The sequence below is a fragment of the Pseudomonas sp. RIT-PI-AD genome (genome assembly GCF_025642785.1).
GTDB lineage: Bacteria > Pseudomonadota > Gammaproteobacteria > Pseudomonadales > Pseudomonadaceae > Pseudomonas_T.
In genome coordinates this window covers 25,937-37,001 of record NZ_JANZKU010000033.1, presented here as the reverse complement: position 1 = coordinate 37,001, position 11,065 = coordinate 25,937, and the positions used below count along the sequence as shown (strand labels likewise).

Genomic DNA, 11,065 nt, shown 5'->3' with positions numbered 1-11,065 from the left:
TGGGGACGGGAGCTGGGTTTCCAGCATGTGGGCATCACCGGCGTCGAGCTGGGCGAGCACGAGCAACACCTGCAGCGCTGGCTGGAGGCCGGTTACCAGGGAGAAATGGACTACATGGCGGCCCACGGCAGCAAGCGCTCGCGACCGGACGAGCTGGTGCCCGGCACGCTGCGCGTGGTGTCCCTGCGGATGGATTACCTGCCGGGCGATACCCGCATGACCCAGGTGCTCGGGCAGCCGGAGAAGGCCTATGTGTCGCGCTACGCCCTGGGCCGCGACTACCACAAGCTGATCCGCAAGCGCCTGCAACAGCTCGCCGAGCGGATTCAGCAGGCCATAGGCCCGTTCGGCTACCGGGCTTTCGTCGACAGCGCGCCGGTGCTGGAAAAAGCCATCGCCGAACAGGCTGGGCTGGGCTGGATCGGCAAGAACACCCTGGTGCTCACGCGCAAGGCGGGCAGCTATTTCTTCCTCGGCGAGCTGTTCGTCGACATGCCGCTGCCGCTCGACGCACCCCACGGCAGCGAGCATTGCGGACGTTGTTCGGCCTGTCTGGACATCTGTCCGACCGCCGCCTTCGTCGCACCTTACGTGCTGGATGCGCGCCGCTGCATTTCCTACCTGACCATCGAGCTGAAGGGGCCGATTCCCGTCGACCTGCGCCCGTTGATCGGCAACCGGGTCTTCGGCTGCGACGATTGCCAGCTGGTCTGCCCGTGGAATCGCTTCGCCAAACCCACCGCCCAGGGCGATTTCCAGCCGCGCCACGGCCTGGACAACGCCGACCTGGCGGAGCTGTTCCGCTGGAACGAGGAGGAATTTCTCAGCCGGACCGAGGGCTCGCCGCTGCGCCGCGCCGGTTACGAACGCTGGCTGCGCAACCTGGCGGTGGGCCTGGGCAATGCGCCCTCGACCATCCCGGTGCTGGAGGCCCTGGAAGCGCGGCGCGAACACCCGTCGGAACTGGTCCGCGAACACGTGGCCTGGGCGCTGCAACGCCACGGGCGCGCCTAGCCGCGCCGGCCGCTGTCCACGATGGATTTGCCGCCCGCTCGACCCGGACGGCGGGCAGGCGCACCCGGGACTCAATATTTGATGAAGTGTTCGCGGTAGTGCCTGAGCTCGGCGATGGACTCGCGGATATCGTCCAGCGCCAGGTGGGTGCTGCCCTTCTTGAAACCGTCGCGAACCTGCGGCGCCCAGCGAGCCGCCAGCTCCTTGAGGGTCGAGACATCCAGGTTGCGGTAGTGGAAGTAGCGCTCCAGGCGCGGCATGTGGCGGAACAGGAAGCGCCGGTCCTGGCAGATGCTGTTGCCGCAGATCGGCGACTTGCCCGCGGGCACCCACTGCTCGAGGAACGCCAGGGTCTGAGCCTCGGCCTCGGCGGCGTCGATGCGGCTGTCGCGCACCCGCTGGGTGAGGCCGCTCTGGCCGTGCTGACGGGTGTTCCACTCGTCCATGCCGGCCAGCGCCTCCTCGCTCTGGTGCACGGCGATCACCGGACCCTCGGCGAGGATGTTCAGGTCGCTGTCGGTGACCACGGTGGCCATTTCGATGATCAGGTCGCGGTCCGGATTCAGACCGGTCATTTCCAGGTCGATCCAGATCAGGTTCTGCGGGTCGGGCATGATGGGCTCCTAGACTGTAGCGCGCAGTCTAGCGAATTCGCGGCGGGCTCAAGGGGGATTTCCGCCGCAAGGCGATCCGTCGCCGCCCGGACGCCACAGCAACAACCGGGCGTGCCGCCAGTCGCGCACCTCCAGGGTCTGCTCGGGGGGCATGCCGGGGATGTCGAAGCTGTTGCTGATCAGCCAGGCGCCGGGGCGCATCTGCGCTCGCGCCTTGGCGCCCAGCGCGGGCATCGGCACCGGCGACAGGAAGCAATAGACGACGTCGTAGGCGCCCAGATCGACCGTCCACAGATTGCGGTAGCGGATGCGGCAGTTGCGCGCCGGCAGGCAGCGCAGCCAGGCCAGGCAGAACGCCAGCGGCGCCGTCTCAACGCCTTCGAAGCGCGCCGCGGGGTAGGCGCGCGCCAGCCGATGGAGCGCGCCGCCCAGGCCACACCCGAGGTCGATGAAGGTGAATTCCCGCGGCTGGGTGGCCAGCCACTCCAGCAGCCGCTGGCGGGTGCGTCGACCGGTGAGGTACAGCGGGACGCGCTCGCCGAAACTGTTCCAGTTGAGCAACAGCGCCACGGCGAAGCCGGCAAGAGGGAGCAGCGGCGGCAGGTGCCGGCCTTGCAGGGCCAATAGCGCGGGCACGAAGGCCAGGTTGATCGGCAACCACCAGACCGACAGGCCGCACGCCTGGCCGAGAACCGCGGCGGCGACGCCCTGGACCCAGGCGGCCGCCATGAGCCCCGGGTAGAGCGCCAATGCCGCCAACCCCTTGAACAGCACCAGGGTCGACACCGCCGCTGCCAGTTGCACCCACAACGCCAGCAAGGCGGGATAGCGTCCGATCGAACCCATGCACCACACCGCTGGCCGGGAAAACGTCCAGTGTAGCCAGACCGAGGCTGCGACTGCCACGGGGCGGCCCGTGCTAGACTCGCGGCCCGCTTTAATTATCCGTGCGTGACGGATTCGGACGACCCATGGCCAAACGCCACCTCACCCGCCGGCAAAACTGGCGCATCGAGAAGATCCAGGAAGAACGCGCCACCCGCGCCGCCAAACGCGAGAATCGTGCGGTGGAAGAGTTGGAGGGCAGCGACCTGGGCCCGGAACAGAACGGGCTGGTGATCGCCCACTTCGGCGTACAGGTCGAAGTCGAGGCACTGGAAGGCGAACAGGCCGGCCAGGTGCATCGCTGCCACCTGCGCGCCAACCTGCCGACCCTGGTCACCGGCGATCGCGTGGTGTGGCGCGCCGGCCACCAGGGCAGTGGCGTGATCGTCGCGCAGGTACCGCGCAGTTCGGAGCTGTGCCGGCCGGACACCCGCGGCCTCCTGAAGCCGGTCGCGGCCAACGTCGACCTGATCGTCATCGTCTTCGCACCCTTGCCCCATCCGCACGCCAACCTCATCGATCGCTACCTGATCGCCGCCGAGCACGCCGGTATTCGTCCGCTTCTGCTGCTGAACAAGGCCGACCTGATCGACGAACAGAATGCCGCCGGCCTGGAAAGCCTGCTTTCGGTCTACCGCCAGCTCGGCTATCCGCTGCTGGAAGTGTCGGCCCACGGCGGTAACGGCATGCAGGATCTGCAAACGCGCCTGGACGGCCATGTCAGCGTCTTCGTCGGGCAGTCCGGCGTGGGCAAGTCCTCGCTGGTCAACAGCCTGCTGCCGGGAATCGATACCCGGGTCGGCGCGCTCTCGGAACTCACCGGCAAGGGCACTCACACCACCACCACCGCGCGCTTGTTCCACTTCCCCAGGGGCGGCGAGCTCATCGATTCCCCCGGTATTCGCGAATTCGGGCTCGGACATGTCAGCCGGGACGACGTGGAGGCGGGCTTCATCGAATTCGCCGACTTGCTCGGCACCTGCCGCTTCCGCGACTGCAAGCATGACCGGGAGCCCGGCTGCGCCCTGCTCGGCGCATTGGAAGAAGGACGCATCCATCCGCAGCGGATGAACAGCTACCGGCACATCATCGCCGGCCTGAACGAACCGAGTTACTAAAACGGCCTCACTGGCCGTTCGGCTCGTCCATCTTCAGCACGCCCTTTTCGAAGATATTCAGTTTCTGACGCAACTCCGCGGGCTGCTCCGGCGTCTTGGGATCGACAGTGGAGGCCGCCTTGGGCTCTTTCCCCGCCTCCGCAGCGCCCGCGCCCGGAGTCGTGGCCGGGGCCGGTGCGCCGGAAGGCGCAGCGGGCGTGCCCGGTGAAGCGGGCGTCGTTTCCGTGCCCGCTTCGGGCTTCTTCGCGTCGCCGCTCTGTTCGCCCTCGATGTCGCGTTGCGCACGCTTGGTCAGCACCGTGATATCGATGCGCCGGTTCACCGGATTCAGCGGGTCCTCGCGGTCGAACAGGGCCGACGACGCGTAACCCACCACCCGTGCGACCTGCTCATCCGGATAGCCGCCGGCGGTCAGGGTGCGGCGAGCCGCGTTGGCGCGACTGGCGGACAACTCCCAGTTGCCGAACCCGCCGGTGCCGGCGAAGGGCTTGGCATCGGTATGGCCGCTGACGCTGATCTTGTTCGGCACCGCCTTGATGGTGTCGGACATGGCCAGCAGGATGTCTTCGAAATAGGGCTGCAAGCGCGCGCTGCCCAGGTCGAACATGGGCCGGTTGGCGGCGTCCATGATCTGGATGCGCAGGCCGTCCTGGGTGATCTCGAAGAGAATCTGGTCCTTGAAACGCTTCAACTCGGGGTTTTCGTCGACCTTGTTCTGCAGCTCCTGCAGCAGCAGTTCGAGTCGCTCGTGCTCCATCTTCTCGGCCGCCGCATCCGCCTGGGTCGGCTCGGTATCCTCATGCTTGGTATCGATGGCCGCTTCCTGGGCATTGGGCGCGTCCTTCAATTCCGGATTGAGGGTGCGGTCCGGGGCCGGCGTCGGCGTGCCGCCGAGGTCGATGACGTAGGGGCTGGCGCTCTCGGTGAACCCGATGGGGTCCTGGAAATAGCCGGAGATGGCCTTCTTCTGCTCCGGCGTGGCCGAGGACATCAGCCAGAGCACCAGGAAGAACGCCATCATCGCCGTGGCGAAGTCGGCGAAAGCGATCTTCCAGGCGCCGCCGTGGTGACCACCCGCTACCTTCTTGACGCGTTTGACGATGATCGGCTGATTGTTCTCCATGATTCAGCCGTCAGCTTCCGCGCATGGCCTGTTCGAGCTCGGAGAAGCTCGGCCGATGCGCCGGGAACAGCACCTTGCGGCCGAACTCCACCGCCAGGGTGGGCGGCATGCCCGAGGCCGAGGACACCAGGCAGGCCTTGATCGCCTCGTAGACGTTCAGCTCCTCCCGGGCATCGTGCTCCAGGGACACCGAAAGCGGCCCGAAGAAGCCGTAGGCGGCGAGAATCCCCAGGAAGGTCCCGACCAGGGCCGCGCCGACGTGGGTGCCCAGCTCGGATTGCGCCACCTCGCCGAGCAGCGCCATGGTGACCACGATGCCCAGCACCGCGGCGACGATACCGAAACCCGGCAGGCCGTCGGCGATGCGGTTGACCGCGTGGGCCGGGTGTTCGAGGTCCTCCTTGAGACTGTTCAACTCCATGTCGAACAAACCCTCCAGCTCATGGGGCGCCATGTTGCCGGAGGACATGATGCGCAGGTAATCGCAGACGAAGGCGATCATCGCCGAATCCTTGAGGATCGCCGGATACTTGCTGAAGATCGGGCTGGCGGCGGGATCTTCCACATCGGCCTCGATCGCCATCATGCCTTCGCGGCGGCTCTTGTTGAGGATCTCGTAGAGCATCTTCAACACTTCGAGGTAGAAGGTGTGGGTGAAACGCGAGCTGAACATTTTCAAGGATTTCTTGAAAACGTGCATGAAGGCGCTGCCCGGGTTGGCCTGGAGAAAGGCACCCAGGGCCGCGCCGCCGATGATCATGACCTCGAAGGGCTGGATCAGCGCCCCGAGCTTGCCGTGCGATAACACGTATCCGCCGAACACGCTGGCGAATACGACGATGATGCCGATGATTTTTGCCATAGGGAGAGTCTTGCAGAGCCAGTAGTAAGGGTCGCATGAAACAACCCTTCTATTTATCGGAGCTTATGCGCCAGACTATAGTCAGTTAAGGCTAAAAGCCAATTTGGCTCAACCTCCATGCCCAGCCCGAAACCACTGCCGCGCACCCTGCCCGACTGGATCCGACAGTTGGATGGCGTACGGCTGCCGGTCGAGCTGGCCAGTCACGAGCGAATCCGCAAGGCCCTGGGCTCCAGCCGTAATTCGCTACGGGATATTGCCGAGCTGATCCAGGCCAGCCCCTCCGTGGCCCTGGAGTTGATACGCGAAGCCAATCGCTCCTCCACGGCGCTGGACAATCCGGCGGAAAGCCTGGAGGTGGCGCTCAACCGCTTGGGCCTCAAACGCAGCGAGGAGTTGCTGGCACGCCTGCCGGCGCTGCCGGCGGATCGGATTCCCGCCGCGCTCCGGCAGATGCAGTCGATCAGCCAGCATGCGATGCAGCAAGCCAACGGCCTGTTCGCCGCGCGCCTGGCCCGGCTCTGGCAGGAGATCCAGTGCACCAGTCTGCTGTTCCTCGCCCCGCTGTGGCCACTGCTGACCCTCCACCCGCAACTGTTCGACGCCTGGGAGCGCCGCGTGCTCGCCCACGGCGAGGTGGCTTCGAAGGTCGAACTCGATCTGCTCGGCGTACCCTTGCTGAAGCTCTGCCTGGCGCTGGCCGAGCATTGGCGGATGCCGGAATGGATCGTCCAAGGCTATCGGTTGCTCAACAACGAGCGTCGTTTCCTGGTCAAGGCCCTGCATATCGCCCGCGACCTGGAGTCGCCGCTGCACCAGCAGCAAGCCCTCGACGCCGATCCGGCGCTGCGGCGCTGCCTGACCCAGCCGGCCAACACCATCGTCCTGGCCAACGGCCTGGCGCTATCCGCCCACGACAACTGGTCCTGCCTGCATAGCCTGCGCTGGCAACGCCTGACGGCGTTGTACCTGCAGGTGCCCCTCGGCGACCTGCAGCAGCAAATCCACCAGCATGCCGCACAGAGCGCCAGGGCCCACCTCCAGCCTGGCCTCTGGCATCCCGCCCTGGCCCTGCTCTGGCCCTGGGCGGCGCGCCGCTTCCATGTTTCCGACGTTCCCCCGCCACCGCCGGCCAGCGCACTCAACGAATGGCGCCAGTACTGCAGCCTGCTGCTGAAAGAGCCGAGCGCGTTCGCCAACGTGGTGCAACTGACCGCCTGCGCCCGCGACGCCCTGCACGCCTGCGGCCTGAGCCGCGTGCTGGTCATGCTCGCCGATCGCACCCAGGGCCGGCTGGTCGCCCAGCAGACCCTCGGCCTGCCCAAGGAGGCCGGGACGCTCACGCTCGACCCGGCCCAGAGCCAGGTGATTCGTCGCCTGCTGGAGCAGCCGGGGCAGTTGCGCCTGACCCCGGCGAACATGGCGCAGTTTTCCGCGCACCTGCCCGGCTATGTGAAGAGCCTGTTCCCCAGCGAGCATTTGCTGTTGCGCTCCATCGCCAGCAACGGCCGGGTGGTGATGCTGGTCATAGCGGATCAGCAGGGCCACGCCTTTTCCGAGGTCGGCCTGCAGGCGTTCGGCAAAACCGTGCAATGCATCGAGCGCGCCCTGACCGGTTTCGCCCGCCGCGGGCGCTGACCTTTCCGCTACAATCCGCCCTTTATCCGCCATCGGAGGCTCATCATGTCTGCCTTCTCCAGCCTGCCGCTGGTCATCGAACCCGCCGACCTGGCCACGCGCCTCGAGGCTCCGGAACTGATCCTGGTGGACCTGAGCGCCGCCGCGCGCTACGCCGAAGGCCACATTCCCGGCGCGCGCTTCGTCGATTTCAAGCGCACCCAGCTGGGCCAGCCTCCAGCCCCGGGACTGTTGCCCGCCACCGCCGACCTCGAGACCCTGTTCGCTGAACTGGGCCACCGCGAGGACGCCGTCTACGTGGTCTACGACGATGAAGGCGGCGGCTGGGCCGGCCGGTTCATCTGGCTGCTCGACGTGATCGGCCACCCCGACTACCACTACCTGAACGGCGGCCTGCACGCCTGGATGGCGGAAGGTCGCCCCCTGTCGCAGCAGGCGCCGCCCCCCACCTCGGGCTCGGTTTCGCTGAACCTGCACGACGGGCCCACCGCTACCCGGGACTACCTGCAAAGCCGCCTCGGCGCCGCTGACCTGGGCGTCTGGGACGCCCGCAACCCGGCCGAATACGACGGCCGCAAGGTGCTCGCCGCCAAGGCCGGGCACGTGCCGGGGGCGATCAACTTCGAATGGACCGCCGGCATGGACCCGGCGAACGGGTTGCGCATCCGCACCGACATCGCCGAGGTGCTGCAAGGCCTGGGCCTGACCCCGGACAAGGAAATCATCACCCACTGCCAGACCCACCACCGCTCCGGCTTCACCTACCTGGTGGCCAAGGCTCTGGGTTATCCCCGGGTCAAAGGCTATGCCGGCTCCTGGTCCGAATGGGGCAACCATCCGGACACGCCCGTCGAGACCACGCCCCCGAGCGCCTGAGGAATCTCCATGAAAGACCGCTTGTTCATCGTCAGTCAGTACCTGTTGCCGCACCACCTGCTTTCGCGCCTCGCCGGATGCGTCGCGGAATGCCGGGTGCGCTGGTTCAAGAACGCCTTCACCCAGTGGTTCGTGCGGCGCTACCAGGTGGACATGAGCGAGGCCCAGGTCGAGGACCCGACCGCCTACGAGCATTTCAACGCCTTCTTCACCCGTGCCCTGAAAGACGGCGCCCGCCCCCTGGACCCCACCCCCGGCGCCGTGCTCAGCCCGGCGGACGGCGGCATCAGCCAGTTGGGCAGGATCGAGCACGGCCGCATATTCCAGGCCAAGGGGCATAGCTTCAGCGTGCTCGAATTGCTCGGCGGCGATGCCGAGCGGGCCGCGCCGTTCATGGGCGGCGACTTCGCCACGGTCTACCTGTCGCCCCGCGACTATCACCGCGTGCACATGCCCCTGGCCGGCACCCTTCGCGAAATGGTCTACGTGCCCGGGCGGATTTTCTCGGTGAACCAGACCACGGCGGAAAACGTCCCGGAGCTGTTCGCCCGCAACGAGCGCGTGGTCTGCCTGTTCGATACCGAGCAGGGACCGATGGCCGTGGTCCTGGTCGGGGCGATGATCGTCGCCTCCATCGAAACCGTGTGGGCCGGCCTGGTCACGCCGCCGAAGCGCCACTTGAAAACCCTGCGCTACGACGAAGCCGCGCGCGCGCCGATCCACTTGCGCCAGGGCGACGAGCTGGGCCGCTTCAAGCTCGGCTCCACGGCCATCGTATTGTTCGGCCCGCAGCGCGTACGCTGGGCCAGCGGACTGGCGGCCAACAGCCCGGTGCGCATGGGCCAGGCGCTCGGGCAGGCCGTGGAGGCGCAAAACCCGTCCAATCCCGTCGGCGACGGACTACCGGCCAGCAGTTGAACCCCGCGTATCGTCACGAAGTCGAACATACGGCTTTTTGACATCACCAAGCCCGCAACCCCCAGCCGCCAAAGGATTGTCGAACCACGCCTTTGGCTGCGGGCCCCATGGGATACTGCTAGAGTTCGGAAACCCTATGCGTATGCAAAGCCTGTCAGTGCCGCTGGAGTCATTCGGTTAGATGGATAAACAGAGTCCCCACCTGCTACTGCGCGTGCCGACCCCGACCAAGCAGGGCTTGTCCTTCTGCGATGCCAGTACCCGCGATCTCAAACGCTGGATAGCGGGTCTGCCGAAGGCCAACCTGGGGGAAACCGCACGCCAGCTCTACCAGAGCCTGGTGGAGCTCAACCAGTTGGTGACCCCTGCGGAAAATCGCCTGCAATTGCTCGAGCTGATCCGGCCCGAGGTGTATTACGTCTGCAAGCACCTCGAGCGGCATTTCCTCAACCAGGCGATCGTCCTCGACGAGCGTCCGCGCAAGGTGGCCAACCTCTGCCAGGCGCTGCAGAACCACCTGGCGGTCGGCTACAAGCTGATCGTCGCCCAGGAATGCCCGCGGCCTTCGCGGGATCGCGCACAGCTGCTGACCGTCGCCCTGCAACGCGCCTCCCATAGCCTGTGCGGCCCGCTGATCCGTGCCAGCCAGCTCTACTGCCCGGTCCCGGAAGGGCTCTGGCTGGAGCTGCACCAGCTCTACCAGATCGCCCGCCAGCGAAACCTGCAAAGCGTGGTGGTACGCGACGGCCTGGCGTTCCATGGCAAGGGACTCAGCACCGAGCAGACCTACATCGTTGCGCTGCTGCTCGGTTGCGCCCGCTGCAACCAGATGCGCCAGAGCGGCATCGCCCGCCTGGCCGAGGTGCTGGAGCCCTGGAGCACGCTGGTCAACCTGCAGAACGCCGAAGCGGCTTCCTCGCTGTTCGTGGTCGCGCCGCTCATGGACGGCCCGCCCCGCTACAAGTCGCTGTTCAAGGAAGGCGAGCTGCACAACCTGCTCGGCATCGACCCGCTGCCCCTGGTGGATGCGATCAAGGAATACCTGCTCCTGCCCGCGGAGTCCCGCAAGCAATCGCGCCTGCTGGTCCCGGAAGGCTTCAGCCTCGACTTGCTGCAACACCTGAGCTCCGCCTGGGGCGACATCTCCGAGCGCACCTTCCAGCGCAATCCGGGCCAAGGCAACCTGACCGTCTGCATCGGCATGAGCGCCCTGCATTATTTTCTGGCCGGCAAGAAACCCTTCAGCGAAGTGCTGAAACTGCCCGAGCAGGTCAGCCAGGCGGTGTTCAAGCCGAGCACCGGCGGGCCCGACGTCTGGGCCAACGCCTTCGACGCCCAGCCGACCGCGAATTGGGAAGACGGCCTGCCTTTCGAGGAAATCCAGTACCAGAAGCCGCCCTCGGCCAACGGCGAGCACCACTCCCCGCCCAGCACCACCGAGACCTATCCGACCTTCGCCCTGCCCATCATCAACCACAGTCCCGGCGGGTACTGCCTGAGCTGGCCGAAGGAAGTGCCGAACCAGCTCCAGGCCGGTGAACTGCTGGGCATCCAGGATGCGCCCGGCCAGGGTTGGAGCATCGCGGTGGCCCGCTGGATCCGCCAGGTCCGCGGCGGCGGCACGCAGATGGGTATCGAACTGATCGCCCCCCATGCCCACCCCTGCGGCCTGCAACTGCTGCGCAAGGCCGAGCAGAGCAGCCAGTATCTGCGCGCGCTGCTCCTGCCGGAGATCAGCGCCATTTCGCGGCCCGCCAGCCTGCTCACCCCACGCCTGCCGTTCCAGGAAGGCAACAAGGTGCAGATCAACCTGCAAGGGGACGAGCGGCGAGCGGTCCTCACTCGCCGGCAGACCTCCACCGGCAGTTTCAACCAGTTCGAGTACCGGCCTTTCGAGGAAGCGCCGACTCAAGTCGGGAAGCCCGTCACAGCTCCGGCAAGCCAGGAAACCAGCGGCGAGGAAGATTTTGACTCCCTTTGGAAGTCGCTGTAGATTGCGGCCCCTACACCCTTTCGT

At 66.5% G+C, this 11,065-nt stretch carries 10 protein-coding genes; 6 read left to right on the top strand and 4 right to left on the bottom strand.

Annotated features, from left to right (window positions below; translation table 11 throughout):
* A partial coding sequence (gene queG / locus OGL92_RS20380) for a tRNA epoxyqueuosine(34) reductase QueG (protein ID WP_263147265.1) occupies positions 1 to 1,014 on the top strand: 1,014 nt, incomplete at its 5' end.
* A gap of 71 nt (positions 1,015 to 1,085) precedes the next feature.
* Here the strand turns inward: queG and orn are convergent.
* Complete coding sequence (gene orn, locus OGL92_RS20375; protein WP_263147263.1) at positions 1,086 to 1,628, bottom strand: oligoribonuclease; 543 nt, start codon at positions 1,626 to 1,628, stop codon at positions 1,086 to 1,088.
* Positions 1,629 to 1,676: 48 nt separating this feature from the next.
* Positions 1,677 to 2,474: a class I SAM-dependent methyltransferase gene (locus OGL92_RS20370; RefSeq protein ID WP_263147262.1), complete on the bottom strand. Its 798-nt coding sequence runs from the start codon at positions 2,472 to 2,474 to the stop codon at positions 1,677 to 1,679.
* Between the two features lie 125 nt (positions 2,475 to 2,599).
* On the opposite strand from OGL92_RS20370, the gene rsgA reads away from it, so the two are divergent.
* Positions 2,600 to 3,631, top strand: coding sequence for a small ribosomal subunit biogenesis GTPase RsgA (gene rsgA / locus OGL92_RS20365; protein ID WP_263147259.1), 1,032 nt, complete (start codon positions 2,600 to 2,602; stop codon positions 3,629 to 3,631).
* A 7-nt stretch (positions 3,632 to 3,638) separates the two neighbouring features.
* On the opposite strand, the gene motB is transcribed toward rsgA, so the two are convergent.
* Positions 3,639 to 4,754 (bottom strand): flagellar motor protein MotB, encoded by a 1,116-nt coding sequence (gene motB / locus OGL92_RS20360; protein WP_263147257.1) that lies wholly within the window; start codon positions 4,752 to 4,754, stop codon positions 3,639 to 3,641.
* Between the two features lie 10 nt (positions 4,755 to 4,764).
* Positions 4,765 to 5,616 (bottom strand): flagellar motor stator protein MotA, encoded by an 852-nt coding sequence (gene motA, locus OGL92_RS20355; protein WP_263147254.1) that lies wholly within the window; start codon positions 5,614 to 5,616, stop codon positions 4,765 to 4,767.
* Positions 5,617 to 5,733: 117 nt separating this feature from the next.
* On the opposite strand from motA, the gene OGL92_RS20350 reads away from it, so the two are divergent.
* The 4 genes from OGL92_RS20350 to OGL92_RS20335 all read left to right on the top strand — a co-directional run bounded on the left by OGL92_RS20350 (position 5,734) and on the right by OGL92_RS20335 (position 11,041).
* Entirely contained in the window at positions 5,734 to 7,254 is a 1,521-nt protein-coding gene (locus OGL92_RS20350) for an HDOD domain-containing protein (RefSeq protein ID WP_263147251.1), read from the top strand.
* Between the two features lie 45 nt (positions 7,255 to 7,299).
* Positions 7,300 to 8,130 (top strand): thiosulfate sulfurtransferase, encoded by an 831-nt coding sequence (gene rhdA / locus OGL92_RS20345; protein ID WP_263147248.1) that lies wholly within the window; start codon positions 7,300 to 7,302, stop codon positions 8,128 to 8,130.
* Positions 8,131 to 8,133: 3 nt separating this feature from the next.
* Complete coding sequence (gene asd, locus OGL92_RS20340; protein ID WP_263147275.1) at positions 8,134 to 9,048, top strand: archaetidylserine decarboxylase; 915 nt, start codon at positions 8,134 to 8,136, stop codon at positions 9,046 to 9,048.
* Positions 9,049 to 9,229: 181 nt separating this feature from the next.
* A complete protein-coding gene (locus OGL92_RS20335; RefSeq protein WP_263147245.1) occupies positions 9,230 to 11,041 on the top strand; it encodes a molecular chaperone in 1,812 nt (603 codons plus the stop codon).
* The last annotated feature ends 24 nt before the right edge of the window (positions 11,042 to 11,065 follow it).